The 26,366-nt window shown below is 68.1% G+C and carries 25 protein-coding genes and 1 tRNA gene; 11 read left to right on the top strand and 15 right to left on the bottom strand.

Features of this window, described 5'->3' with window-relative positions; all coding sequences use genetic code 11:
* Positions 1-45: 45 nt before the first annotated feature.
* The 7 genes from QC765_RS09655 to mrf all read right to left on the bottom strand — a co-directional run bounded on the left by QC765_RS09655 (position 46) and on the right by mrf (position 6,050).
* Positions 46-1,338 (bottom strand): S1C family serine protease, encoded by a 1,293-nt coding sequence (locus tag QC765_RS09655; protein WP_278314219.1) that lies wholly within the window; start codon positions 1,336-1,338, stop codon positions 46-48.
* Positions 1,339-1,467: 129 nt separating this feature from the next.
* On the bottom strand, positions 1,468-2,811 hold the full coding sequence (locus QC765_RS09650; protein ID WP_278314259.1) for a sensor histidine kinase: 1,344 nt from the start codon (positions 2,809-2,811) through the stop codon (positions 1,468-1,470).
* Between the two features lie 44 nt (positions 2,812-2,855).
* Entirely contained in the window at positions 2,856-3,548 is a 693-nt protein-coding gene (locus QC765_RS09645) for a response regulator transcription factor (protein ID WP_278314218.1), read from the bottom strand.
* Positions 3,549-3,597: 49 nt separating this feature from the next.
* Positions 3,598-4,218 (bottom strand): trimeric intracellular cation channel family protein, encoded by a 621-nt coding sequence (locus QC765_RS09640; protein WP_278314217.1) that lies wholly within the window; start codon positions 4,216-4,218, stop codon positions 3,598-3,600.
* A gap of 74 nt (positions 4,219-4,292) precedes the next feature.
* A complete protein-coding gene (rpmF, locus tag QC765_RS09635; protein WP_149361104.1) occupies positions 4,293-4,466 on the bottom strand; it encodes a 50S ribosomal protein L32 in 174 nt (57 codons plus the stop codon).
* Entirely contained in the window at positions 4,447-4,767 is a 321-nt protein-coding gene (locus QC765_RS09630; RefSeq protein WP_278314216.1) for a type B 50S ribosomal protein L31, read from the bottom strand. Before QC765_RS09630 ends, rpmF begins: the two co-directional genes overlap by 20 nt.
* The gene (gene mrf, locus QC765_RS09625) at positions 4,767-6,050 is read right to left on the bottom strand and encodes a ribosome hibernation factor-recruiting GTPase MRF (protein ID WP_373876725.1); all 1,284 of its coding nucleotides are present in this window, start codon (positions 6,048-6,050) and stop codon (positions 4,767-4,769) included. The genes QC765_RS09630 and mrf overlap by 1 nt, the downstream gene beginning before the upstream one ends.
* 128 nt (positions 6,051-6,178) lie before the next feature.
* On the opposite strand from mrf, the gene rpmB reads away from it, so the two are divergent.
* The 5 genes from rpmB to QC765_RS09600 all read left to right on the top strand — a co-directional run bounded on the left by rpmB (position 6,179) and on the right by QC765_RS09600 (position 8,353).
* Complete coding sequence (rpmB, locus tag QC765_RS09620; protein WP_149361107.1) at positions 6,179-6,415, top strand: 50S ribosomal protein L28; 237 nt, start codon at positions 6,179-6,181, stop codon at positions 6,413-6,415.
* Between the two features lie 34 nt (positions 6,416-6,449).
* A complete protein-coding gene (gene rpmG, locus QC765_RS09615) occupies positions 6,450-6,614 on the top strand; it encodes a 50S ribosomal protein L33 (RefSeq protein WP_192038562.1) in 165 nt (54 codons plus the stop codon).
* Positions 6,614-6,919 carry a 30S ribosomal protein S14 gene (gene rpsN, locus QC765_RS09610; RefSeq protein ID WP_278314214.1) on the top strand — a complete coding sequence of 102 codons (306 nt, stop codon included), beginning with the start codon at positions 6,614-6,616 and terminating at the stop codon, positions 6,917-6,919. The genes rpmG and rpsN overlap by 1 nt, the downstream gene beginning before the upstream one ends.
* Before the next feature lie 28 nt (positions 6,920-6,947).
* Positions 6,948-7,205, top strand: a complete 258-nt coding sequence (gene rpsR, locus QC765_RS09605) for a 30S ribosomal protein S18 (RefSeq protein ID WP_149361110.1) — start codon at positions 6,948-6,950, stop codon at positions 7,203-7,205.
* A gap of 218 nt (positions 7,206-7,423) precedes the next feature.
* A complete protein-coding gene (locus QC765_RS09600) occupies positions 7,424-8,353 on the top strand; it encodes an AEC family transporter (RefSeq protein ID WP_278314213.1) in 930 nt (309 codons plus the stop codon).
* Between the two features lie 72 nt (positions 8,354-8,425).
* Here the strand turns inward: QC765_RS09600 and purH are convergent, their stop codons facing one another.
* From purH to sucC, 5 genes are all read right to left on the bottom strand, one after another.
* Complete coding sequence (gene purH / locus QC765_RS09595; protein ID WP_278314212.1) at positions 8,426-10,009, bottom strand: bifunctional phosphoribosylaminoimidazolecarboxamide formyltransferase/IMP cyclohydrolase; 1,584 nt, start codon at positions 10,007-10,009, stop codon at positions 8,426-8,428.
* Positions 10,006-10,653 (bottom strand): phosphoribosylglycinamide formyltransferase, encoded by a 648-nt coding sequence (purN, locus tag QC765_RS09590; RefSeq protein ID WP_278314258.1) that lies wholly within the window; start codon positions 10,651-10,653, stop codon positions 10,006-10,008. The genes purH and purN overlap by 4 nt, the downstream gene beginning before the upstream one ends.
* Positions 10,654-10,762: 109 nt before the next feature.
* Complete coding sequence (locus QC765_RS09585) at positions 10,763-12,469, bottom strand: cell division protein PerM (RefSeq protein ID WP_278314211.1); 1,707 nt, start codon at positions 12,467-12,469, stop codon at positions 10,763-10,765.
* A gap of 197 nt (positions 12,470-12,666) precedes the next feature.
* Positions 12,667-13,542: a succinate--CoA ligase subunit alpha gene (sucD, locus tag QC765_RS09580; RefSeq protein ID WP_278314210.1), complete on the bottom strand. Its 876-nt coding sequence runs from the start codon at positions 13,540-13,542 to the stop codon at positions 12,667-12,669.
* 15 nt (positions 13,543-13,557) lie between these two features.
* Positions 13,558-14,727 carry an ADP-forming succinate--CoA ligase subunit beta gene (gene sucC / locus QC765_RS09575; RefSeq protein WP_278314208.1) on the bottom strand — a complete coding sequence of 390 codons (1,170 nt, stop codon included), beginning with the start codon at positions 14,725-14,727 and terminating at the stop codon, positions 13,558-13,560.
* Between the two features lie 805 nt (positions 14,728-15,532).
* On the opposite strand from sucC, the gene QC765_RS09570 reads away from it, so the two are divergent.
* Positions 15,533-16,264, top strand: a complete 732-nt coding sequence (locus tag QC765_RS09570) for a M23 family metallopeptidase (RefSeq protein ID WP_278314207.1) — start codon at positions 15,533-15,535, stop codon at positions 16,262-16,264.
* 89 nt (positions 16,265-16,353) lie between these two features.
* Here QC765_RS09570 and QC765_RS09565 read toward each other — a convergent pair whose 3' ends face one another.
* Positions 16,354-18,828 carry a UvrD-helicase domain-containing protein gene (locus QC765_RS09565; protein ID WP_278314257.1) on the bottom strand — a complete coding sequence of 825 codons (2,475 nt, stop codon included), beginning with the start codon at positions 18,826-18,828 and terminating at the stop codon, positions 16,354-16,356.
* A gap of 321 nt (positions 18,829-19,149) precedes the next feature.
* Here QC765_RS09565 and QC765_RS09560 point away from each other — a divergent pair, with 321 nt between their 5' ends.
* The 3 genes from QC765_RS09560 (at position 19,150) to QC765_RS09550 (ending at position 22,658) form a co-directional block, all read left to right on the top strand.
* Positions 19,150-19,434 (top strand): chorismate mutase, encoded by a 285-nt coding sequence (locus QC765_RS09560; protein WP_278314206.1) that lies wholly within the window; start codon positions 19,150-19,152, stop codon positions 19,432-19,434.
* Positions 19,435-19,509: 75 nt separating this feature from the next.
* A complete protein-coding gene (gene pgi / locus QC765_RS09555) occupies positions 19,510-21,210 on the top strand; it encodes a glucose-6-phosphate isomerase (RefSeq protein ID WP_278314205.1) in 1,701 nt (566 codons plus the stop codon).
* Positions 21,207-22,658, top strand: a complete 1,452-nt coding sequence (locus QC765_RS09550; protein WP_278314204.1) for a hypothetical protein — start codon at positions 21,207-21,209, stop codon at positions 22,656-22,658. The genes pgi and QC765_RS09550 overlap by 4 nt, the downstream gene beginning before the upstream one ends.
* On the opposite strand, the gene cobF is transcribed toward QC765_RS09550, so the two are convergent.
* Positions 22,655-23,431, bottom strand: a complete 777-nt coding sequence (gene cobF / locus QC765_RS09545) for a precorrin-6A synthase (deacetylating) (protein ID WP_278314203.1) — start codon at positions 23,429-23,431, stop codon at positions 22,655-22,657. The genes QC765_RS09550 and cobF overlap by 4 nt on opposite strands.
* Positions 23,432-23,486: 55 nt before the next feature.
* The gene (locus tag QC765_RS09540) at positions 23,487-24,134 is read right to left on the bottom strand and encodes a TetR/AcrR family transcriptional regulator (protein WP_278314202.1); all 648 of its coding nucleotides are present in this window, start codon (positions 24,132-24,134) and stop codon (positions 23,487-23,489) included.
* A gap of 328 nt (positions 24,135-24,462) precedes the next feature.
* Here QC765_RS09540 and QC765_RS09535 point away from each other — a divergent pair.
* Positions 24,463-24,536: transfer RNA gene (locus QC765_RS09535), tRNA-Arg, on the top strand.
* A 171-nt stretch (positions 24,537-24,707) separates the two neighbouring features.
* A complete protein-coding gene (locus QC765_RS09530) occupies positions 24,708-26,324 on the top strand; it encodes an adenylate/guanylate cyclase domain-containing protein (protein WP_278314201.1) in 1,617 nt (538 codons plus the stop codon).
* Positions 26,325-26,366: the final 42 nt, after the last annotated feature.

Below are 26,366 nucleotides of genomic sequence, written 5' to 3'. Positions count from 1 at the left end.
AACGGGAATCGTCAACAGTCTCGCCCACGAATGTGTTGCGCTTTGTCATCCTTCCCGCAGCTCGACCTGAGCGCGCTGCAACGCGCCGCCGCCGGGCGGAATCCAGGAGATCTCCACGACATCACCCGGTACTTGCGAGCGGACCGCCGCGATCAGCGCCGTGGCGGTCGCGATGGGCCGATCATCGAGTCCGACCACCACAGCCCCCGGTGGGATGCCAGCCTGCTCGGCCGCGCCATCCGGAACGATCTCGGTGACCAGCGCGCCGCGCTCCGGGTCACGCATGTCCACCAGCACGCCCAGGGTCGCCTTGCGCACCGCACCGGTGGAGAGCAGCTCATCGGCAACGCGCTTGGCCTGGTCGATCGGGATCGAGAAGCCCAGGCCGATCGAGCCCTGGCCGCCACCGGCGCGCCCGAGCGTCGCGATGGCCGTATTGATGCCCACGAGCTCGCCATTGAGGTTTACCAGGGCGCCACCCGAGTTGCCCGGGTTGATCGCGGCATCGGTCTGGATCGCATCGATCACCGACGTCTCCTCGGCCGTCTCGCCACCCGCGTATACCGGGCGGTTCAGCGCGCTCACGATGCCGGTGGTCACTGTCGACGACAACCCGAGCGGCGAGCCGATCGCCACCACTGGCTGCCCCACGTTCAGCGCCCCCGAGCTTCCGATCTCGACGGGAGTGAGATCGGTACGGCCCTCGACCTGGACAACAGCGATGTCGAACTGGGCATCGCCAGCGATGACCCGGCCGGGCGCGACGGATCCATCGTTGAACGCCACCTCCACGGTGCCATCGGAGCCCACCACCACGTGATTATTGGTCAGGATCACGCCATCGCTGCTCAGGATCACCCCGGAGCCGCTCCCCGAGGACGCTGCGGTATCCACATCGATCTTGACCACCGACGGCAGCACGCGCTCCGCCGCCCATTGGACCGAGCCTAGCGGCGCCTCCTCCTCCGGGTCCGCCACGGAGGGCAGCTGGCCACCGAACTGGGTAGTCTGCGCGCTGCCGCCATCGCGCCCAGCGATCCCCGCGCCCACGAGGCCACCGAAGATGCCGCTGGCCAGTGCCAGCACGAGTGCTCCCACGATGATCCACGAACCGCGCGATCGGGGCTGCTGCTCGGCTCGGGGCTGGCGGTCGCCCGGTGGCGGACCGCCCGGACCCCCCGGGGGCGAGCCCCCCGGGGAGGGGCCGCCCGTTCCTCCTGGTGCCGGGCTGCCGGGCGGTGGCTCCACGCCCATGGGTGGATAGTGCTGTGGCGGGTTGCCCAGTCCGTACCGGGGATCGCGGCCGGGCGGATTGCCCCCTTCAGCTCCGTAGTTCATGACATCAGCTCCTCATGGTCCATGCGACCGCTGCCGGGGCGTCGCCGTTCGGATCTTGTAGCCACACGGTGCATCGGCGCTCTGAGAGCATCCTGAGACTGGACAGATAATTCTGCCACGAGAGCAGGATCACTGTTCGACCGGTTCGCCGGGAATGCTCAGGGTCACTCGCGCGCCCCCGCCGTCGGCATCGTCGATGGTGACCTTGCCGCCGTGGCGGTGCAGCACGTGATAGACGATCGCGAGCCCGAGCCCCGAGCCGGGCATGGATCGCGATGCGTCGGAGCGATAGAAGCGCTCGAACACCAGCGCCCTCTCCTCGAGCGGGATGCCGGGGCCCTCGTCCTCGATGGTCACGTCCACGTTGCGCCCGCGGCCTGGCTGCATCCGCAGTGTGATGCGACCTTCCGGAGGGCTCCATTTCGCGGCATTGTCCAGCACGTTCAGCAATGCGCGGGTCAAGCCGCCCGCATCGCCCCACACCCACCAGCCGAGGGTGGACGCGTCGATCTCGACGTCGGTGCGGCGCCTGCGCACGCGCTCGATGGCCCGGTCGGCGATCTCCGCGATATCCACCCGTTCCATGCCGGGCTCGGTCGAGTCCTCCCGCGCGAGGTCCACGAGGTCGCCGACCAGGGTGGACAGCTCCTCGATCTGGGCGAGCACGTCCTCCTGGAGGCCTTCCATGTCCTCGGGGGCCAGCGCGGGCGCGCCCTGCCTGCTCGCCGCGATCAGAAGCTCGGTGTTGGTGCGCAGCGAGGTCAGCGGGGTTCGCAGCTCATGCCCCGCGTCGGCGACCAGCCGGGATTGGCGCTCCCGGGACTCGCGCAGGGCGAGCAGCATCGAGTTGAACGCCTCGGTCAGCCGGGCAAGCTCGTCATCGCCGGTGACGGGAATGGGGGTGAGGTCGTCGGTGCGCGCCACCCGTTGAGCGGCGGCCGTCAGTCTTGCTACCGGCCGCAGCCCGGTCCGGCCCACCCCGGTGCCGGCGACCACAGCAAGGATCACTCCGCATCCGCCGACGATCAGCAGCACGAGGGCAAGCCGGTCGAGAACCTCCTGGGTGGGGGCAAGGTCCTGGGCAAGGACGAGCGTGGCGCCCTGGTTGGAGCGCTGCGCGATGACGCGCCGGTTGCCGATGGTGCGCAGCGACGATTCCTGCTCGCCCCGGATCACCGCGAACTCGGGCTCGCCCAGCTCGATCAACGGCGACATCGGCGCGGCGGTGTTGTCGGGATAGATCAGGGTGCCCGAGAGCGTGTCGGAGAACAGCGAGGCCGCGGTGACCGCATCGCTGCCGAACCGCTCGGGCAGGTGCGACGCGACGATCAGATCGACACGCTTGCGCAACTGGTCATCCACATCGCTGTAGAGCGCGCGCGCAACAACGCTGAACGCCGCGCCGGCCATCAGCGCGACCGCGATCGTCACCACGAACGCCGCGAGCAAGGTGACGCGCGTACGGAGGGACATCGTGCGGCCGATGCGCCGCGAGGGGTGCAACCACCCCTCTGTCCTCACGGGGGCGTCTCCCGCAGCACGTAGCCCACGCCACGCACCGTGTGGATGATCCGCGGCTCCCCTTCCGACTCGGTCTTGCGACGAAGATAGCCGATGTACACCTCGAGGGCGTTTCCGCTGGTCGGAAAGTCATAGCCCCACACCTCCTCGAGGATGCGGGCGCGGGTGAGCACCCGCCGCGGGTTGGCCATCAGCATCTCGAGCAGCGAGAACTCGGTGCGGGTGAGGCTGATCTGCCGCTCATCGCGGGTCACTTCCCTGGTCACGGGATCCATGGTGAGCCCTGCGAACTCCATCGCCTCGCCGGTGCCGTCGTCGGCGTCCGCCGCGCCGCGTCGCCGCAGCAGCGCCCGGAGCCTCGCGAGCAGTTCCTCGAGCGCGAATGGCTTGGGCAGGTAATCGTCGGCCCCGGCGTCGAGGCCCATGACTCGCTCGGACACCGAATCGCGTGCTGTGAGCACCAGGATGGGACGATCGTCGCCCTGGCTGCGCAGACGGCGGCACACCTCGAGGCCGTCGAGACGGGGCATCATGACGTCGAGCACGAGAGCGTCCGGCGAGGTGGCCGCGACCTGCTCCAGGGCATCGACGCCATCAACGGCGAGGTCCACCGTGTAGCCGTTGAAGGACAGCGACCGCCGAAGCGACTCCCGCACCGCCCGATCATCATCGACAACGAGTATCCGCATGCCCACTAGTGTGTACTGCCCACCTGAACAATGTGTAAGAGTCGCCGCGCTATCCCGGAGTCTCCGGGGCGCGCGGGGCGACGGGAAGGTTCCAGCCCCAGCGCAGCGCGGCGAGCCGTAGCCCGGCAGCAAGCGCCACGCCCGCCGCGAGCGCGGGAGTGCTCGGCATGTCGATCCCATCGGCGGCCACGATCAGCGCGGCACCGAGCAACGCGGGCACGGCGTAGAGATCGCGGTGCAGCAGCAGGGGCATCTCGTTGACGAGCACGTCGCGGATCACCCCGCCGCCGATCGCTGTCGCGGTCCCCACCACGATCGCTGCGAGCGGCCCGGCGCCCGCCTCCAGCGCGATGGCCGCGCCGCCGGTCGCGAACACCCCGACCCCCATCGCATCGAGCAGCAGGACGCCCGCGCGCAATCGACGCAGCTCGGGGTGCAGCAACATCGCCAGGATGCTCGCCGACAATGCCGTGGCAAACGCCGGCCAGGTCTGCAGCGAGGAGGGTGGATGAATGCCCAGCAGCACATCACGGATGATGCCGCCACCGATGCCTGTGGTCACCCCGACGAGGCAGATGCCGAACACGTCGAGGCGCTTGGCAACGCCAACGAGCGCGCCGGATGCCGCGAACGCAGCGATGCCAGAGAGATCCAGGATGGTCAGCAGCACAGGCACAGCCTAGGGCCCGCGCAGCGATGCTGCGCGGGCCCTAGGACGATGCTGCTAGCCCGAGGTGGCTCTTATCAGAGCTTGTCGGGGTCGATCAGTCCGCGGCGGACGGCGTTGACGATGCGGCTCGGCACCCGGGTCGCCACGCCACCCACGGTCACGGGCACCAAGTCGACCGCAGTGGCCTTCCACTGCGAGCGGCGGTGGTGCGTCCGCGCGCGCGACTTCCTACGCTTGGGTACTGCCATTGCTATCAAGCTCCTCTCGTTTGCCGCCCGCGTTCCTGCGAGCGCCCGCGGGTCGGGCACGGTTGCCATAACGCTGACGGAACTTCTCTACCCGGCCGGCCGTGTCGAGGATACGCTGCGCGCCCGTCCAGAACGGGTGCGACTCGGCGGTCACATCGACGACGATGAGCGGATACTCGTTTCCGTCTTGCCAGCTCACTGTCCGCTCACTCGTAGCGGTGGACCGCGTGAGGAACATGGATCCGGTGTTGGCGTCCTGGAAGACAACCGGATGATACTCAGGATGAATGGCTGGTCGCACTAGTGTCCTTCTTTCCTTGTGTCGATGTCAATTGCGCCCGTGGAGGCGCCGTATCCCGGGAAGCCGGCACAGGGATCCTGGTGCCATTCTCCGAAGGGGTCTTCCCATGTCCGCCACAGCTCGTGGCCCGCGGCGAGCTCGGGATCGGTGAGCAGCGCGGCCCCGAGCGCGTCCCGGATCCGCTCGGGCTGCCCGTCATGGACGAGCAGGACGAGCGCGGTATGGCGGTCGCCGTGCTCCGGTGTCCAGCGCGCCGCTGCCATCGCGGTGCGATCCGCGGGCTGCGCGTCCTGCTCGCTCGGGGTCATCGCAGCGAGCCAGCGGTCCGCGGCGCTGACGGTCAGTCCTCCCCCGGCCGCGTCGAGCCAGAGCACCGCGTCTGGAGCGGTGGCGAGCCACACGCGGCCGCGCGCGTGGATGGTGCCGTCGAGGATGGGGTCGAGCGCCTCGTGGAAGCGCTGCGGATGGAAGGGCCGGGTCGCGCCGAACTCGAGCCACTGGATGCCGTGGTCGGCCTCGAGCGGTGGCTGCGCGGCGAGCAGGGGGTCGTGGATGCTCGGGGCAGCCGGGCGGCTGGCGGTCGCGGGCAGCAGCGCGAGCAGGGCGTGGGGGTCAGGGATGATGTCGCCGCCCTGCCAGGCGATGGGAACGCCGGGAGCGAGGCGGTCCAGGATCGCAGCGAGGCGTGGGAAATGGTCGAGGCCAGGATGATCCAGGATGGGGCCGCCATGGTCCGCTCGCGCGCCCAGGACGGCGATGCCATCCGCGGATCGGGCCCAGCTGGTCACTGCGCTAGCGACGGTGCGCTCGTCCGGGCAGCCAGCTAGCCCGCGCTCGGCGAGGGTCTCGGCACTGGTGGCGTCGGCGAGCCAGGTTTTCGCGTCGAGGGCGCTGAGCACCGCATCGATGCGGATGTCGTCGCGGAGCGGGCCGTCGCGATGGCCGATCATCCCGGCGACGGCAGCGGTGCTGATGGTCTCGCGGAGGTCCTCGATGTCGAGGGCCGGGGGCAGGAGGAGTAATATCCGCTCTACACGGCTCCGGCTAGCCAGACGGCGCAACAAGGGAAGGAGATCCTCGCGGATCGCGTCCGCTGCACGACCAGGGGCGGCCGCGAGCAGGGTTGTTCGCATGCGGGACGTGACACCGTCAGTGGTGGTCAATGCTCTGCAGACGACGCCCGTTTTGACCTCTGCGAGGTCATAGTGGACGATTGAGGTACCCTCGCGTTGAAATGCGCGCGCAATGAGACTAGCATCTTCTTGCCATCCGCAGACCAGCACGACGGGTGTGCGCTGATCGGTCACTCGATGCTCCTTATCGGTAATGGTTGTCAGATTCCTTACCGAGAAGGTACCGTGTCCCGTCGGCTTTGTCGAAAATGAACGTCACTTACGAGAGGTCTGTAGTCATGTCGGCGCACTGCCAAGTAACTGGGCGCAAGCCGGGCTTTGGGAAGTCCGTATCCCACTCGCACCAGCGCACCTCGCGTCGCTGGAACCCGAACATCCAGCGTCGTCGGTACTTCCTGCCCAGCGAAGGCCGGTACGTCACGCTCCAGGTTTCCACCAAGGGCATCAAGACCATCGATCGGGATGGCATCGAGGCCGTTGTCGCCGCGATCCGTGCACGTGGCGACAAGGTCTAGCACCACCCCGCTATCGAACTAGGAAGGGAACACCATGGCGCGAAATGACGTGCGCCCCATCATCAAGCTGAAGTCGACGGCTGGCACAGGTTTCACGTACGTGACCCGCAAGAACCGCCGAAACAACCCAGACCGCATCGTGCTGCGCAAATACGACCCCGTCGTTCGCAAGCACGTCGACTTCCGCGAGGAGCGCTGATGGCCAAGAAGTCCAAGATCGCCCGCAACGAGCAGCGCAAGGCCATCGTCGCCAAGTACGCGACTCGCCGCAACGAGCTCAAGCAGATCATCAGCAACCCCGCGACCTCCGAAGAGGATCGCGCGGACGCTGTCTCCGAGCTGCAGCGTCAGCCCCGCGATGCCAGCCCGATCCGGGTGCGCAACCGCGACGCCGTCGACGGCCGCCCGCGCGCCTACTTCCGCAAGTTCGGACTCTCCCGGGTCCGCGTGCGCGAGATGGCACACCGCGGCGAGCTCCCCGGTGTCAGCAAGTCCAGCTGGTAAACCACAAACGTTGAGGAACGAAGGGTAAATGGGCAAGAAGAGCACCGCACCAGTAAAGAAGAAGGGCGGAGACCAGGGTCGCAAGACGAAGAAGAACCCGCTGATCTCAGCCGGTATCGAGCACGTTGACTACAAGGACGTCAACCTGCTTCGCACCTTCATCTCCGACCGTGGCAAGATCCGCTCACGCCGAGTGACGGGCTTGACGCCACAGCAGCAGCGCCAGGTCGCTATCGCCGTGAAGAACGCGCGCGAGATGGCGCTTCTCCCCTTCTCCAGCCGCTAGCCACAACCGGCCCAGCAGCACAGCCCTAGCCCCAGCAGCACAGATCGACGCTGCCGGGGCTAGTCGTGCTTTCCCGGTCCTTCCGGCGACCTTGTCGTTTCGGACGGCGCCCCTAGACAGAGACCCAGGCCATAACGACGCCCCAGGTTCCCGGCCTAGCATGGCACCACGCTCGGACCGCAGTGGCCGAGGATCAGCCGGGGAGGATGGGCGCGCGGATGTCAGGAGTGGCGGTCGGCTTCGCGGTCATCCTCGGCATCATCGGGGTGGGCTACCTGCTCGGCCGGACGGGCGCTCTTGGCGCGGGCGGCGAACAGGTTCTCGCCCGGCTGGTCTTCCTCGTGGCGACACCGGCGATGCTGTTCCACACGCTCGCCCACGCTGATGTATCGGTCGTCTTCTCCCCCGGTCTTGTGGTCGCAGCGGCCTCGGCCTCGCTGGCAGCGCTGCTGTACTTCGTGCTCGCGCGCGCCTGGTTGCGCCGACGGGTCGCGGAGGGAATCATCGGCGGGCTCGCCGCGTCCTACGTCAACTCCGTCAACCTGGGCCTGCCCATCGCGGTGTATGTGCTCGGCGATGCGGCGGTCATCGCGCCGGTCCTGCTGTTCCAAGTGGTCTTTCTCGGTCCGATCGCCCTTGCGATCCTGGAGATCATCACGCGGGATCCACTCCAGCGACGTTCCCTCGCGGGCATCATCGCGGCACCCTTGCGCAATCCGATCCTGATCGGGGCCGCGCTGGGCATGCTCGTTGCCCTCACTGGCATCAGCCTGCCCGAGGTCGTCGATCAGCCCGTGGAGCTCGTCGGCGGCATGTCGGTGCCGGGCGCACTGATCGCGTTCGGGATCTCGCTGCATGGCACGCGGGCGCTGCGTCGAGGCACGAGCCCGCGCCGCGATGTGCTGCTTGCCTCGGCCATCAAGGTGATCGTTCAGCCGCTGCTCGCCTTGCTGATCGGCGCGTGGCTGCTCGGGCTCGAGGGCCAGTCGCTGCTTGTGGTGGTGGTGCTCGCGGCACTGCCCACGGCGCAGAACGTGTTTGTGTTCGCCAGCTGGTATGGCCGCGGGGTGGTCCTCGCGCGGGATTCGGCGATCGTCACCACAGTGCTCTCGGTCCCGGTGATCGCGGCGTGCGCCGTGCTCCTCTAGCCAGCAATTCCATGCCGCCGGGACGGCAACGCCCGCCACGCGGATGATCGTGGCGGGCGTGCCAGTGTCCGGCTAGTGAGCGAAGTGACGCGCGCCCGTCAGGTACAGCGTGACCCCTGCTTCCTTGGCGGCGGCGATGACCTCGGTGTCCCGCACGGAACCACCGGGCTGCACCACGGCGCGCGTCCCGGCATCGAGCAGCACCTGCAAGCCGTCAGGGAACGGGAAGAACGCATCGGAGGCTCCGACGCTGCCTTGTGCCCGGTCTCCGGCGCGTGAGACCGCGAGGCGCGCGGCATCGACCCGGTTGACCTGGCCCATGCCCACTCCGACGGTGCCGCCCTCGTGGGCGAGGAGGATCGCGTTGGACTTCACTGCCCGGCAGGCGCGCCAGGCGAACGCGAGGTCGGCGAGGGTGGCGTCGTCGGCGGCCTCGCCAGCGGCGAGGGTCCAGTTCGCGGGATCGTCACCGTCGGCGTCGAGGACATCGCGATCCTGGAGCAGGATGCCTCCGGAGATGGCACGCAGCTCGGTGCCACGCGGCTCGGGCGCGGTGGCCCGCAGGATGCGGATGTTCTTCTTGCGGCTGAGCACATCCACCGCCCCCTCCTCGTAGGAGGGCGCGACGATCACCTCGGTGAAGATCTCGGCGACCTGCTCGGCCATCTCGACCGTCACCTCGCGGTTGGCGGCGATGACGCCCCCGAACGCGCTCACGGGGTCGCAGGCATGCGCGCGGCGGTGCGCATCGGCGATGGCACCGCTACCGGACAGGCTGGAGATCGCGATGCCGCACGGATTGGCATGCTTGATGATCGCCACGCATGGTGCGTCGTGGTCATGCGCGGCACGCCATGCCGCGTCGGTGTCGGTGTAGTTGTTGTACGACATCTCTTTGCCGTGGTACTGCTCGGCCGAGGCAATGCCTCCACCCGCTGGCGAGACATAGAGCGCCGCGGCCTGGTGCGGGTTCTCGCCATAGCGCAGGACGGAGCTGCGCCCCCAGGTGGCGCCGGCCCACGAGGGGAACGGGCTGTCGGCGGTAGCGCGGGCACGGACGCTGGTCATCCAGCTCGCGACGGCGACGTCATACATGGCGGTGTGCTGGAACGCCTCGGCGGCCAGCTCGATGCGCTGGTCGAGGCTGAACCCGCCGCCGCGCGCGGCCTCGAGGACCTGCGCGTACTTAGCGGGGTCGACGACAACCGCGACGGAGGGGTGGTTCTTCGCCGCGGCACGCACCATGGAGGGGCCGCCGATATCGATCTGCTCGACGCACTCGTCCTCGGTGGCGCCGGACGCCACCGTCTGGGTGAAGGGGTAGAGGTTGACCACGACGAGCTGGAACGCCTCGACGCCGAGGGTGTCGAGCTGCTCGAGGTGCTCATCCTTGCGCGTGTCGGCGAGGATCCCGGCGTGCACGCGCGGGTGCAGGGTCTTGACACGGCCGTCGAGGGTCTCGGGGAAGCCGGTGAGCTCCTCCACCGGGGTGACGGCGACGCCCGCGTCCGCGATGCGCTTGGCGGTGGAGCCGGTGGAAACGATCTCCACGCCTGCCTCGGCGAGCCCGCGCGCAAGGTCCTCGAGGCCAGTCTTGTCATAGACGCTGACGAGGGCGCGCTTGATGGGAATGGTGGGTGGGGTGCTGTTGCTCACGGGATCATGGCCTTCCGTCCATCGATGACCACTCCTCGGGTCACCACGTCGGCTACCACCTGGATGAGGAGGCGCCGTTCGACTTCCTTGATTCGTTCGTGCAGTCCAGGCTCGGTATCCCCGGGCTTGATGGGCACTGCTTCCTGCGCCAGGATCGGCCCGGTATCGACACCGTCGTCGACGAGATGCACCGTGGTTCCGGTGACCCGCACGCCGTGGGCCAGCGCATCGCGCACCGCGTGGGCCCCGGGGAACGAGGGCAGCAGCGCCGGGTGGCTGTTGACGATGCTGCTCGTGCATGCGCGGAGGAACGACTTGCCGAGGATGCGCATGAATCCTGCTGTGACCACTAGGTCTGGCGCATGCTGGTTGACGGCTTCGGCGAGCGCGGTGTTCCACGCTTCGCGGGTGGGGTGGTCCGCGGGCACGATGCGGACCACCGGGATGCCGCTTTCCTTGGCACGTTCCTCGGCATTGCATTCGCGATCCGTGATGAGCGCAACGATCCGTGCCGGAAAACTGTCCGCCGCTGCATCAAGCAGTGCCTGGAACAGGGTGCCGCTGCCCGAGGCGAGCACGACGATGCGGGCTGGTGCATCCTCGGTGCCGAGGCGGGGGCTCCGGGAATGATCGAGGCGGTTCAGCGCGGATCTCCTGGTTCAGGCGAGCACATCGACCCTGCTGGGCCGACCGACGCGACATAGCCTAGTGGCTGGCATCGGGGGCGTCGCCATCGGGTCCGGGACTGTGCTATCACGCCTTGCGGCGGCGACGCCCCCGCTCGCGCTTGGTGTCCTTCCCTCGGTCACGCTTGGCGCTGCTCTTCGCGGGCTTGTCCTCGCTCTCGGAGGGCGGCTCGGCTGCATCCTGCTTGGAGGCACCCTTCTCGGCAGCATCGTCCTCGGGGCTTGATTTCGTGGGGCCCGCGGGCTCCGGGCTCGCTTTCTCAGCACTCGCGGGCTCTGCAGCGTCATTCTCGGCACTCGCGGGCCCCGTTCCGGAATCGTCGCCGGGCGCTACCTCTCCCCCGGCCTCGGGCTTGCTGCGGCGACCACCCTTGCCTGGCATCGAGGGAAGCAGCTTGCCCGCAGTCGCGATGGCGGCACGGGGAGACCGCGTACTCGCCGGCTTGCCGGATTCCTGCTTCGCCGTCTCCTGCTTCAGCGTCTCCTGCTCGCTCTGCTCCCCGTCCACGGTCGGCTCGGAGTGGTCCGGTTCGCTGGTGTCGGCCGCCTCGTCCTCGAGGGCCTCGGCGATAGCCTGCTCGATCTCCGCCCTGCGCTCGCGGCGCTCGTGCCGATCAGCAACCCGCGCGGTGGCAGTGGCCACGACGGTGCCGATCGTCGCGATCCAGGCGAGCAGGAGACCGCTCGAGAGCCAGGGTGAATAGGAGGCGCTACCGAGCACACCGATGGGGCCGCCCGCGAGGAGCGCGAGCACCAGCAATCCCCCGGCCTGGAGGACCGCCGCCGTCAGCACGGTGGCTACCTGATCGCGGGTTTCGAGGTGATAGCGGGTCACGGTCTTGCCGGTGGCGACAGCAACCGCTGCGGGAATGACCAGCGCGATAGGCCACCATGCCCCAGCAGGCCCGTCGGGCATGATCGCGAGAACGGGCAGGCTTGGGAGCGAAGCTGTCTCTGTCGCGAACAGCGATGCGGAAGCATCACCGATCTGCACGCTGCCGCCGACCAGGACGGACGCCATGCCGACAATGATGTTCCCGAGGTAGAGGAGCGAGAGGGCGCCGAGGCCGAGGAACGCCCCGGCTCCCTCGAACGCGAGGAGTTGCTCGAGCACCTTTGACGCGGAGAGCACCAGCAGAGCGATCGTGACAGCCGCACTGCTCGCCACGAGGACCAGCGCGCCCCGCCGAGCCGCCTCGAGCGCGACGGCCATCCACTCGGGAGGAGTGAATCGCTGCTCGAGGCGTTCCCGGACAAGGGGGTGGAGGGCCGCGGTGGCCGCGCCGCCATGAAGCACGGCCGTGAGCAGCAGCGCGATCAGTACGTTGGGGGTATCGATCTTCAGGACAGTCGAGGCATCCTTGATGACGGCCAAGGAAATGATCGTCATGACAACAGGGATGCCGGTGGCCGCGGCGATGAGCTGCGTCATCTCGCGGGTGGTGGCGGCCACTCGCCTCGCGCGCCTCACGAAATGGAAGGTGAGCGCGAACATCCCGAAGGTAAGCACGAGCGGCAGCACACCAAGGTGCACGCCACTGAGCGGCAGCACTACCTGATGGATCGCCAGCCAGGACGCGCCGACAGCGGCGAACACACCGGTGAGATCACTGCGGGAGGCGAGCAGCAGCGCCACGATCGTGACGGCGATGGCACCCACCACGGTCCCGGTGGGCACGAATGCTGCCTTCATGAGCGAGCGGGCGATATCGCTCATCTCGTTGTCGCGGCCATCCTGCCGGGATGCGCGGGCTCGTGTCTGCAGATCGGTCATCGGTATCGAGAGTGGCACCTCGCCGCCGCGGACGGGGAAAGGCGCGCCGCTGCTTCGCCGCGAGTGTGCGATATGCGACAGCTCCAGTGCTCGAACCTGTCGTACTTCGCACACTCGCCGCGGACACAAGGACACACACGAACGCCGCGGCCTGCGAGTCGCAGTGCCGCGGCGTCCGAGGACCCAGCGCTAGGGGTCTACTTCTTCTCGAGGATCGCGCGCGCGAGCTCCGCGGTGGCGGACGGGGTCTTGCCGACCTTTACGCCTGCGGCCTCGAGCGCATCCTTCTTGGCCTGCGCGGTGCCGGAGGAGCCGGAAACGATGGCGCCGGCGTGGCCCATCGTCTTGCCCTCGGGAGCGGTGAACCCGGCGACGTAGCCGACGACGGGCTTGGTGATGTTCGCCTTGATGTAGTCGGCGGCGCGCTCCTCGGCGTCGCCACCGATCTCACCGATCATCACGATCAGCTCGGTATCGGGATCATCCTCGAATGCCTGGATGCAGTCGATGTGGGTGGTACCGATGACGGGGTCGCCACCGATGCCCACACAGGTGGTGAAGCCGAAGTCGGCGAGCTCGAACATCATCTGGTAGGTCAGCGTGCCGGACTTCGACACCAGGCCGATCTTGCCGGCGCCGGTGATGTTGGCGGGGATGATGCCGGCGTTGGACTGCTCGGGGCTGATGATGCCGGGGCAGTTCGGCCCGATGATGCGGGTCTTGCCGCCCTTCTTCAGGTTGTATGCCCAGAACTCGGTGGAATCGTGCACGGGCACGCCCTCGGTGATGACCACCGCGAGGGGGATCTCCGCGTCGATCGCCTCGATGACGGCGGCCTTGGTGAAGGACGGGGGCACGAACAGCACGCTGACGTCCGCTCCGGTCTTCTCCATCGCTTCCTTGACGGAGGCGAAGACGGGGATGCCATCGACGTCGCTACCCGCCTTGCGCGGGTTGACGCCGCCGACGATGTTGGTGCCCGAGGCAACCATGCGGCGGGTGTGCTTGGTGCCTTCCGCCCCGGTGATGCCCTGGACGATGACCTTGCTGTCCTTGGTAAGGAAAATAGCCATTGTCTTCGTTCCCCTTTACTTTGCCGCTGCAGCGAGCTCGGCGGCCTTGGCTGCCGCGCCATCCATGGTGTCGACCTGCTGCACGAGTGGGTGCGCGGCCTCGTCGAGGATACGTCGACCCTCTTCGACATTGTTGCCGTCGAGGCGCACCACGAGCGGCTTGTTCGCCTCGTCGCCGAGGATCTCGAGGGCCTTGACGATGCCGTTGGCGACGGCGTCGCATGCGGTGATGCCACCGAAGACATTGACGAACACGCTCTTGACGCTCGGGTCGCCCAGGATGACGTCGAGGCCGTTGGCCATCACCTCTGCCGAGGCGCCGCCACCGATGTCGAGGAAGTTGGCGGGCTTGACGCCACCGAAGTCCTCGCCGGCGTAGGCCACCACATCGAGGGTGGACATGACGAGTCCGGCGCCGTTGCCGATGATGCCGACCTCGCCCTCGAGCTTGACGTAGTTGAGGCCCTTCTCCTTGGCCTTGGCCTCGAGCGGATCGGCGGCATCGGCGTCGACGAACTGCTCGTGGTCGGGCTGCCGGAAGTCGGCGTTGCTATCGAGGGTGACCTTGCCGTCGAGGGCGAGGATCTGGTCATCGGGGGTACGCACGAGCGGGTTGACCTCGACGAGGAGCGCGTCCTCGTTCACGAAGACCTCCCACAGCTTGGCGATGGTCTCCGCGGCCGCGTCCAGGACCTCGGCGGGCAGCTTGCCCTGCTCGGCGATCTGGCGGGCGAGCTCGATGCTGACGCCCTCGGTGGCGTCCACGGGAACCTTGGCGAGCGCGTCGGGGTTCTCGACGGCGACCTGCTCGATCTCCACGCCGCCTTCCTTCGAGCACATCGCGAGGAAGGTGCGGTTCGTGCGGTCGAGAAGGAAGCCGATGTAGTACTCCTCGGCGATGTCGCTGGCCTCGGCGACGAGAAGCTTCTTGACAATGTGGCCCTTGATATCGAGGACGAGGATGTCCTCGGCCTTGGCGCGGGCATCAGCGGCGTCGGAGGCGAGCTTGACGCCACCGGCCTTGCCGCGGCCACCGACCTTCACCTGGGCCTTGACCACGACCTGTTTGCCGATTTCCGCGGCGACCTGCTCGGCTTCCTCAGCTGTGTCCGCGACGCGCCCCGGTGTGGTGGGGACTCCGTGCTTCGCGAAAAGCTCTTTCGCTTGGTATTCGAAGAGATCCATGTGCTCACCGTCTCATTTACTGTGACGCTCACCCGGGTTGGGGCGAGCCAAGTCGGACCTTAGTCCAGGCCATGTGCGCGCGCGGCACAGGCATGGCCCGGACGTGCGCTACGTCACGCCCTAGGCGAATCCAACCTATCGCGCGGGGCCACGAAACGTGACGTTATGGCTGTATTTGGTGGGCGATCGGGAGTCGCGCGCCGGGTTCACCAAGGCCAGGGCGGCGTGGTGAGGGGGCGGCTGGCAACTGCTTCCTATAGAGGCGCCACCTATATATGGACCGACCCCCTCCACCCGATGCGGGCCATCCATCCTTGATCCGCGGCCACCACCGTGATAGCCGCGGCAGCAGTCAGGCAGGGCTAGCAGATCTGCCGCATCGATAGCAGTCGTGGATCGGCCGGATTGATGGAAATAAGGTCTCGATACCCGCTAGAGCGCTAGCCGGGAGCGAACACCGTTCCATATCGTGAGACAATTTGCGTGGGTAAATACCATCTGCACTCCCGCAAACAGGGGTTTTGCCCCCCTGCGCTGTGAGTGCGCTCTCAATAACGCCCCGAGCGACCGTGAATGCTTGCAAGCGTCGCAACCGTTTCGTTACCTTTTCATCAGTGCAAGTCACGATCTGATCACGACCACGGGGCGCCCCGACAGGCACAAGGCCCCGCGGACGGGATAAGGAATCGTGCACCGGCGGTAAGCACCACCACCGCTGGAGTCATCAACCGGGATGACACCGCAGTCTTGAGCGAGACCGCGGCGGAACCAACCCGAGGGATTCGCACCCCTTTCTGGATACCCCATGCTGCGCACCACATCGAACACCCATGCCCTGAAGCGTTCCCCCAAGGGCCGCATGGCCCTCGCGATCGTCACCATCGGCGCATCCGTCGTCGGCGGACAGGCCGTGCTGCTCTCCGACACCACGTCGAGCGCGAACGACATCACCTTCGCCGCTTCGAGCGCTTCCGACGACAACATCGACCTCGTTGCCGCCGAGGCCAGCGCCCCGGCCGGCACCGTGCAGGTCCTTAATGTCAATCGGGCCCTCGACCCCTCCGCCTTCGCCCAGCAGCTCGCTACCGCGCAGCGCTTCAGCGATGAGCGCGCGGCCCGCGAGGCGGCGCTGCGCCAGCCGCTGTTCCAGCTGCCCGCGATCGGCGTGCTGACCTCCACCTTCGGCCAGCGCTGGGGCACCCTCCACGGTGGCGTCGACATCGCCGGCCCGATCGGCACCCCGATCGTCGCCGTCGCCGGTGGCGAGGTCATCGACTCCGGCCCCGCCGCGGGCTTCGGCCTGTGGGTCCGCGTCCGCCACGATGACGGCACCGTCACCGTCTATGGCCACAACGACACCAACACCGTGTCCGTCGGCCAGCGCGTAGAGGCCGGCCAGCAGATCGCCACCATGGGCAACCGCGGCTTCTCCACCGGGCCGCACCTGCACTTCGAGGTGTGGATCAACGGCGACCAGAAGATCGACCCCATCGGCTGGCTGTCCGAGAAGGGCGTCAACGTCTTCGGCGCTAGCTGAGCGACCCGCTAGGCATGGCCTAGCATCCAGCGCAGCATGAGGGGCGCGTGCCAATCCCGGGGCACGCGCCCCTTGCGCTGCGCGCAGGCCTAGAGCTTCACCATGGGCACGCCGCCCGCGAGCATCAGGGTCATCGTGCCGGCGCCGCGGAAATCAATGGTCGCCCGGGTCATGGCTCCGTTGCCCTCGGTGCTGACGACGGTGCCGAGGCCGAACGAGTCGTGGCTGACACGATCACCGGCAGCCAGCTCGAGCATGGGGCGGCGCGGCCGCGCGCGCGGCAGGTCCGGTGTTGCTCCAGCCTGGCTAGCCTGGCCACTGCGCGAGGACCATCCGCCCTGGCCCGCTCCTCGCTGGCCTCCGCTGGACTGGCCCCAGCTGCCCCCGAACTGGCTGCCCCCGAACTGGGCGCTGCCGAGCTGGCTGGCCCCGAACTGGCTGGCAGGGCTCGGCGCGGTGCGCCGCCAGTCGATCAGCTGCTCGGGGATCTCCTGGAGGAACCGGGACTCGGGGTTGGCGGTGGGCTGGCCCCACGCGGACCGGGTGACCGCTCGCGTCAGGTAGAGCCGCTGCTTCGCGCGGGTGATTCCGACATAGGCGAGGCGCCGCTCCTCGGAGAGCTCATCGTTGTTGCCCAGCGAGCGCATGTGCGGGAACTGGCCGTCCTCCCACCCCGTGACAAACACGACCGGGAACTCGAGCCCCTTGGCAGTGTGCAGCGTCATGAGCGTGACGACGCCGGACTCGGACTCGGGGATCTGGTCGGCATCCGCGACCAGCGAGACCCGTTCGAGGAAGGCCGCGAGCGATCCAGGCTCGGGCTCGCCCTCTGCGGCGGTGACGCCCTCGGCGCGCAGCCGCATCGCCTCGTGGCTGTACTCGGCGGCCACGCTGACCAGCTCGTTGAGGTTGTCGAGCCGCGCCCCGTCCTGGGGATCGTTGCTGGCCTCGAGCTCGGCCCGGTAGCCGGTCCGGTCCAGGATGGTCTCCACGATCCGTCCGAGGTCGAGGTCGTCGCCGTCACCAGTGCCCTCGCCAGTGCCCTCGCCAGTGCCTACGCCACTGCCGCCGACTGCGAGAGGGGCACGTAGCTCATCGACTAGCTCGACGAACCCACCGATCGCCCGCTGGGCCCGGGTGCCGAGCAGCGCCACCTTCCCTTCGGCGGCATCGCGCAGGGCAGCTCCGAAGCCGATCCCCCGCTGCTCGGCATGCACCGAGACGCAGGCCACGGCGCGATCGCCGATGCCACGGCGAGGCGTATTGATGATCCGCCGCAGGCTCACGGTGTCATCCGGATTCGCGAGCACCCGCAAGTAGGCGACGATGTCTCGGACTTCCTTGCGCTCGTAGAACCGCACGCTGCCGACGACCTTGTACGGCAGGCCGTGCCGGATGAGGATCTCCTCGAGCGCGCGGGAGGAGTTGTTGGTGCGGTAGAAGATGGCGATGTCGGAGTAGTTGACGTCGCCAGCATCGGCGAGCTGGTCAATCTCGGAGACGACGAAGGTTGCCTCGTCATGCTCGTTGTCGGCGACATAGCCCACGATCGGCTCGCCCGCCCCCGCCTCGGTCCACAGGTTCTTGGGCCGCCGGCCCTCGTTCCGGGCGATCACCGAGTTCGCGGCGGTCAGGATGTTCTGGGTGGAGCGATAGTTCTGCTCGAGCAGGATGGTCGTCGCATCCGTGAAGTCGCGCTCGAACTCGATGATGTTGCGGATCGTCGCGCCGCGGAAGGCATAGATCGACTGGTCAGCATCGCCCACGACGCACAGCTCGGCGGGGGCGATCCCCTCTGTCTGGTTCGTTCCCGCCCCGCACAGCTCGCGCACGAGCACGTATTGCGCGTGGTTGGTGTCCTGGTACTCGTCGACCAGGATGTGCCGGAACCGGCGGTGATAGTAGGCGGCGACGTCCGGGTACTGCTGCAGCAGGCGCACGGTCTCGTTGATCAGATCGTCGAAGTCCACCGCGTTCGCCTCGCGCAGGCGCCGCTGGTAGATGCCGTAGACGCGGGCCACCACGCGGGGCAGCTCCCCCGGCGCGCTCTCGGCATCGTCGGCGGCGCGCGCGGGATCGATCAGCTCGTTCTTCAGGTTGGAGATCTGGCCGGCCAGCGAGCGCGGGGTGAAGCGGCGCACGTCGAGCTCGAGATCCTTGGCGATCATGCCGAGCAGGCGGCGCGAGTCATCAGCATCGTAGATGGAGAAGTTGGTGTTGAGCCCCTCCACGAGGCCGGCCTGGGATCGCAGGATGCGCACGCAGGTGGAGTGGAACGTCGCGACCCACATGCTGGCGCCGACGGGCCCGATTCGTGCCGCGACGCGCTCCCGCATCTCGGCAGCAGCCTTGTTGGTGAAGGTGATCGCGAGGATCTCCGAGGGGCGCGCTCCGCGGTGCGCGAGGAGGTAGGCGATGCGGCGGGTGAGCACAGCGGTCTTGCCCGAGCCCGCGCCCGCCACGATCAGCAGGGGCGTGCCCGCATGGACGACTGCCTCATGCTGCGCGGGGTTGAGGCCCTCGAGGATCTGCCCCGCATCGCCGCCCATCCCAGGCGCGACCATGCCCGCCGCGGGCGCTGCGCCGCCCGGCCATTGCCCTGCCGTCCCGGTCGCGCTGCCCCACCCGTGCTGGCCTGTACCAGAAAGAATGTTCCTCACCCCATGATTTGCTGCTCGTCGCGGACCTCACCAGGATAAGGCCGTGCACCGACAACGCCCACCACGCGCGCCCGGCCCATCCCGCCGGGACCCGGGAGATCCGTCCGAGCGACGTGGCAGAATCAGGGGTCTACGCGAGCGCCGGGCCACGGGCTCGGGCAGCTGGACAGACGCCAGGACAGGGGATACACGTTGACGATGCCACCGGCCGACCACACTCCACCGATGAATGGGTCGAGCGAGCCGACCATCGAAGGCGCCGCGCCCGACATCGACGAGCTGCGCAAGGAGATCGATGAGCTTGATGCGCAGATCCTCCGGGCCATCAAGCGGCGCACGGAGATCTCCCGCATCATCGGGCAGGTGCGCATGGCCTCCGGCGGCCCGCGGCTCGTGCACAACCGCGAGATGAGGGTCATCGAGAGGTTCAGCGAGCTCGGCCCCGAGGGGCAGACGCTCGCGATGCTGCTGCTGCGGCTCGGCCGCGGACGCCTCGGCAGGGATCGCTAGACACGTTGCGCTGAAGCCTCGCCGTCCACCGTCTAGGCTCGACCGCACGGGACCAGACGAGACCCCGAGGAGCGCATGGTGACGCACACCCCCGACCGCCAGGCCGTTTCCCCCCAGCGCGCGCCACGAGCGGTGCGTGGCACCCCGCAGTGGAACGCGCTGGCGAGCCATCTGCTCACTTTGCGGGCGCGCACGCTGCGCGAGCTGTTCGCGGCCGATCCGGATCGCGCCACCACCATGTCGATCACCGCGGGCGACCTTCACATCGACTTCGCGAAGCAGCGCGTTGACGCGACCGGTCTGTCGCTGCTGTCCTCCGTCGCGGACGCGGCGGGCGTCACCGAGCAGCGCGAGGCGATGTTCCGCGGCGAGCGCATCAACACCACCGAGGACCGCGCCGTGCTGCACACCGCGCTGCGCCTGCCCCGATCCGCGAGCCTGGTCGTCGACGGCACCGACGTGGTCGCCGAGGTGCACGAGGTGCTCGATCGCATGGGCGAGTTCACCGACCGGGTGCGCTCCGGCGAGCATCGCGGTGCGACGGGCGAGCGCCTCACCACGGTGGTCAATATCGGCATCGGCGGGTCCGATCTTGGTCCCGCGATGGCTAGCGAGGCATTGCGCCACTACTCGGATGCCGGGATCAGCGCGCACTTCGTGTCCAACGTGGACCCCGCGGACCTCACTGCCGTTCTCGCGATGATCGACCCCGCCCGGACCCTGTTCATCATCGCCTCGAAGACCTTCTCGACCCTTGAGACCCTCTCGAACGCCGAGGTTGCCCGGCGCTGGCTCCTCGAGGGACTCGGCGGCGATGATTCGGCGGTGGCGCGGCACTTCGTGGCGGTCTCCACGAACGCCGAGGGGGTGGCCGCGTTCGGGATCGACACCGCGAACATGTTCGGCTTCTGGGACTGGGTGGGCGGGCGCTACTCGGTCGGCTCGGCGATCGGGCTGTCGCTCATGCTGCGGATCGGCCGCGAGCGCTTCGCCGAGTTCCTGCACGGCATGCACCTGATCGACCAGCATTTCCGCGAGGCGCCCCTCGACCGCAACGCGCCCGTCGTGCTCGGGATGCTCGGCGTGATGTACGGCGAGTTCCTCGACGCGCAATCCCGCGTGGTGCTCCCCTACTCCGACGATCTCGCACGGTTCCCGGCCTACCTGCAACAACTCACCATGGAGTCCAACGGCAAGTCGGTGCGCCGCGACGGCACCGCGGTGGACGGCAGCACCGGCGAGATCTACTGGGGCGAGCCCGGCACCAACGGGCAGCACGCGTTCTACCAGTTGCTCCACCAGGGCACCCGGCTCGTGCCCGCCGACTTCATCGGATTCGCCGAGCCCACCGATGACCTCGTCACCGCAGATGGCTCCAGCATGCATGACCTGCTCATGGCCAACTTCTTCGCGCAGTCGCAGATCCTCGCGCTCGGGCGCACCGCGGAGGAGATCGCCGCCGATGGCACCGAGCCCAGCCTCGTGGCGCACAAGGTCATGCCGGGCAATCGACCGAGCACCACCATCCTCGCGCCACGGCTCACGCCTTCCGTGCTCGGCCAGCTCATCGCGCTCTACGAGCACCAGGTGCTCGTCCAGGGCACCGTGTGGGGCATCAATCCGTTCGATCAATGGGGCGTCGAGCTCGGCAAGACGCAGGCAAAGGAACTGCTGCCGCTCATCGCTGATCCCGCCGCGCCCCCGGCCGGCCGAGAGGTCGATGGCTCCACCGCGGCACTGATCGCGCGCTACCGGTCCTGGCGTGGCCGCTCATGACGCTCGCCGCCGAGGACGGCAACTACCTGAGCCTCGTGGATATGCACTTCCTGCGGACCCACCGCGGCCACGGCATGCCGGTGGTGATGCAGGGGATCTGGATGTTCGACGAGACCGTCGACGAAACCACCTTGTCGCAGCTGCATCGCAGGCTCGCCGTGGGGCCGCTCAACCGGCGCGTCATCAAGCCTCTCGTGCCCGGTGCCCGGCACTACTGGGCCCAGGGCTCGAGCATCGCGCCCATTCACTACACGCGCCACGCCATCCCCCGGGATCGGGTCATCGAGTGGGCCAACGAGCGCACCCTCACCCGGCTCAATCCCGAGCATGGCATCGGGTGGGAGCTCAGCGTCGTCCGCATCGACGACGGCGGAACGATCATCTCGCTGGTGTGCTCGCACGCCCTCACTGACGCCCGGGGCCTCATCGCGGCGGTGGAGGCAGCGGTCGCGGGCAAGCAGCAGAATCGCGCGGGCCTCGTGCGGCGCCGCTCGCTCGCCAGCGAGCTTCGTGACGCCGCTGTGCAGTACTGGCAGTTCGTCCTCGGCTCGCTGCTTGCCTTCTATGCGATCTTCGTGCAGGGCACCAATCGGGACGAGATCGTCCGGCAGATGCGGCGCAACCGGGTGGACGCATTGCGCCGCAAGCGCGCCGCCACGATCGCTGCCACAGGCCGGATCCCGGCTGCCTGGCGGGAGGCCACGACGATCATTGATGTGATGGCCAGCGAATGGGATGCCGTCGCGGCCCGCTCGAGCGGCACCCCGAACAGCCTGCTGGTGTGCATCGTGTCGAACCTCATGTACAGCAGCGGCGCCAAGGGGCTCCACGAGCCGGTCACCATTGGCATGCCCTTCGACACCTCGAGCGAGGATCCCGGGCCTGGGCAACCCTTGCGCTCCAATGCGCTGACGTTGTCGACGATCACGTGGGCGCCCCGTGGCAGCCGGTACGGCGAGCTGTTCCTCCTCCGCGACCGGGCCCGCGAGGCATTCCAGCGCACGTCATCGGGCAGCATTCCCGAAGCTGCGCGCCCCGCGGCGTTCCCGCTCGCCACGCTCAACATCGTGCCCGACCGGGTCGCCACCCGGCTGACGAGCTCCAGCTCGATCACCGAGGCGATCGCGTCCCACGTCGGCACGCTGCCCGAGCAGCTCACGCATCTCGGCAAGTACAAGGTGGCCTCCAGCGCGGCCCGGGCCGCCCACCCGAGGTTCCCCGCGGTGGACGCGCTCGCCGGGCAGCTCGTGATCGATGCCTGCTTGCTGCGCAATGGCGACCACTACACGCTGGCCGTCAATGGCCTGGACCCCGTTCGCTTTCCTACCTCGCGCGCCCTGCGCTCGCTGGTCATCAAGGAACTGGAGAAGTGGGGGCTGGTGCCGCAGAGCTGGGATAGCAACGAGCCCGGCCTCGGCATCCCCGGCGGCCCCTCCGCCTTGTTCTAGCCCGCCGCGTCCGCCCGCCGCACCAGGTAGGTATCCATCACCCAGCCCGCGGCTTCCCTGGCGGTCTCGCGGGCACGGCCGATCGCCGGTGCCGCATCGGCGATGGGGCCGGCGATCAGCTGCTCGGTTCGCGTGCCCAGATTGGCGCCCCACCAGATGTTCCAGGCGCCGGGCTCGCGCTCCTCGAGAGCGGTGTAGCCGTGATGGGCATCGAGCATGACCACTGCGTTGGTCACCCCCGGGGGCAGGCCCTGGGCGAGCTGGCGCCCCGTGGTGATGTGGATGGGCTCGCCGATGCGGTTGAGCGGGATGCGGTGCCGCGCGGCGAGCGCCTGGATGCTGGTGATGCCGGGGATGACGTCGACCTCGAGGTCGATGCGGCCGCCGTGCTGCACGAGCTCGAGGATGCGCAGGATGCTGTCGTACAAGGTGGGGTCGCCCCATACGAGGAATGCTCCCGTGGCGTGCTCGGGCACCGTTGCGGCGATGGTCTCCGCGAAGATGGCTGCCCTGCGGGCGTGCCAGTCGGTGACAGCATGCTGGTAGTCGCCGGGGGCGCGATCGCGTGGCGGATCATCGATCTCGGCCACCTGGTAGCCACCGTCGGGCCGGTGCGTGTCGAGCAAGGCCCGCCGCAGGTCCACGAGCTCGCGCTTGGCCTCGCCCTTGTCGACCAGGAGGAACACATCGGCCCGCTTGATCGCGTCGATGGCTTGCAGGGTGAGCTGCTGGGGATCGCCCGCGCCGATACCGATGAGAAGTATTGTCCGCATGGCGATCACCCTGCCAGACGGTCCTGGCCGAGCGTGAAACCGTCCCAGGTGCCCGCTACTGCAGGGGTGCCGCCCCCGCCTCGCGGACCGGGCGGGCATCGAGCGCTCCACTGAGGCTCGGCAGCTCCATCAGCTCGGTGACGAAGACGCGCAGCTTCTCGGGGCTCTCGGTATCGACCACGCCGGGCGTGGTGATCAACGAGGTGACGACGCGGTAGATCCATTCAGCCATGGGGACGAGGGCCCGCTCATCCATCTCTGCGTCGTCGCGGGTGAAGTAGGGCGTCATGAAAGTGGCGACCCGCTCGATGAGGGTTTGCCCCTGCGAGCTGAGCAAGTGGGTCACGACCTGCGGATCCTCCTTGAGCGACTTCTGCAGCAGCTCATGCTCGCGGGCGTAGCTCACGACAAAGACAACGCTGTCGACGAGCCGTGCCTTCGCGTGGGTACCGCTCTCGATGACCGGGCGCAAGCGGTTGAGGAAGCTGTTGACCTCCCGCTCGAACAGTGCCTCGATGATGGCCGTCTGGTCGCCGAAGTACTTGTAGACGGTGGGTCGTGACAGGCCAGCGCGCTTGGCGATCGCCGCGTGCACCCGGGCGCGGAAGCCGGATTGCATCAGGCACTCCTCCGCAGCGTCCAGGATGCGCGAGCAGATCTCGTTGCGACGCAGCATGTCCACGGTCGGTCGCACAGGGTTCATCGCTTGAAAGTTGCTCACTTCTATCCCCAACTGTCCCTCTGGGCCTCTCTGGCCCGGTTCTTCACCCAGCGTTGACGATATGCGTCACTGTGTTCACGCTCTGCTGAGTCTAGACAACGGAAACGCGAAATGAACAGCACTTATGCGACAAGGTTCGTTGTCACAATCGGCGATGCACCACCGAGCGGTACACCTGTTCACGTGGTGTAACACTGCACAGGCCAGGCAAGCCCGGTGCGGCGGGGAGCAAACAAGCCTTCCAGCGCCCCGGGCCGCGCGTGCGAGCCCGCCCGCCCTCGCGGTACACTCGCTTCCGCGTGCCGCGCATGCCCTCGTAGCTCAGTCGGATAGAGCGGGACTCTCCTAAAGTCCAGGCCACAGGTTCGATTCCTGTCGGGGGCACTCTGTGAACAACTCCCCAGTGACCCCGCTCACTCCTGCCACGCGACATGGCGAACATCTCACCACGCCCTTTACTTGCGCATGAAACCCTTTGGCCTGCGCGAACGACAATCAAGGTGACCACGCTTCCCTCGCTGCGAAGGATCACCGGATCAGAATGCCCTGCGCTTCATGAAGACCACTCTTTCCGTCGTGCCTGGTTCGTGGATCCTCGGGGATCCCGCCGAGCACCCGCGGGATCGCCTGCGCATCCAGGTGCTGCTCACTGCATTGCTGCTCGTTGCCAATGGCGTGGGCGTGGGCAGCGTGATCGCGTTCCTTGCGCTGGTGGTGCCCGGGCCGATGGTGCTGGACGCCCGGTTCGCGCAGCTGAACTTCATCGCCGTGCCGTTCTACCTGATCGTCGCGTTTCTCCTGGGCGGCCTGCTCGCGACGCAGCGGGCCACCCGCGAGCTGCGATGGGCGATCGACGGCCAGGTGCCGGACGAGGCCCAGCAACGATCCGCGCTGGCGATGCCGTGGCGGCTGACCCTCGTCCAGGCTGCGCTCTGGGCCCTCGGGACAGTGCTGTTCGCGCTCGGCTACGGCTCCATCGACCGTGAGGTCGGCATCCGTGTCGGGCTGTTCGCGGCGGTCACGACCGTGGTGGTGAGCGTCATGGCATACCTGCTCAGCGAGTTCGCGCTACGCCCGACCGTCGCGAAGGCGCTCGCGGCGAATCCGGCCGCGCGGAAGAGGCTAGGCACGATCAGTGCCCGGATTCTCATCGGGTGGCTGGTGGGCACCGCGGTACCGGTGATGGCGCTCCTGGTGCTCGCGTCCGAGGCTTTGCTGGATGACGAGCTCGACCGTGACACTCTCGCTTTCGCGATCCTCGCGATCGGCGCGATCGTGCTGGTGTTCGGCGCCCTGCTCGCCGTGCTGGCCAGCTCGTCCCTCGTCGCCTCGGTGCAGGTAGTGCGCGAGGGAATGGCGCGGATCGAGTCGGGCGACCTCGATGCCCAGGTGCCAGTCTTCGACGGCACCGAGCTAGGAGACCTGCAGGCCGGGTTCAACTCCATGTCGCGCGGCTTGCGCGAGCGCACCCGGTTGCGGGACCTGTTCGACCGCCATCTCGGCCAGCAGCTCGCCCGCCATGTGCTGGAATCACCGGGCAAGCAGCACCAGACGCACCACGCGGTGGCTGCCCTGTGCATCGACCTGGCGGGACCCACGAGCGTGGTCGAGCATCGCCCGGCGGAAGAGGTGGTCACGCTGCTCGACGAGATCTTCGCCATCGTGGTAGAGGAGGCCGGGCAGGGCGGCGGATTCGTCAACAAGTTCGCCGGCGACTCAGCACTCGTGATCTTCGGCGCGCCCGAGCCACTCGACGATCCTGCCGCCTGCGCACTGGCCACCGCGCGCCAGCTCACCAGCAGGCTCGGCCACCTCTCGCCGCGCGCAGGCATTGGCATTTCCCATGGGCACGTCATCGCGGCGATCATCGGCTCCTCGGACCGCTCGAAGTACACGGTCGTCGGCGATCCGGTGAACGAGGCTGTGCTGCTCGCCGAGCATGCGCGCTCGCTGCCGGAGGGACTGGTCGCCTCGGGGAGCGCGATCGCGGCCGCTTCATCGGCGGAGTCGAACCACTGGAAGGTGATCGATCGGCCTACTCTTCCCGGTCGTTCGAGCCCCACCTACCTCGCGGTCCCCACCGCGCACGCCGCCCGGCACGCGGAACCCTCACCTCCGCGGGGGGCAACGAGCAATTCATGGTGGGCGAGCCTGCTGCCGGGCCTGCGCTAGCCCGGTACGCGATATTCTCGGAGGATCCTCAGCTTCTACCCC

The sequence above is a fragment of the Hoyosella levis genome (assembly GCF_026008515.1).
Lineage (GTDB): Bacteria > Actinomycetota > Actinomycetes > Mycobacteriales > Mycobacteriaceae > Lolliginicoccus > Lolliginicoccus levis.
This window is presented reverse-complemented; position numbering and strand designations above follow the sequence as displayed.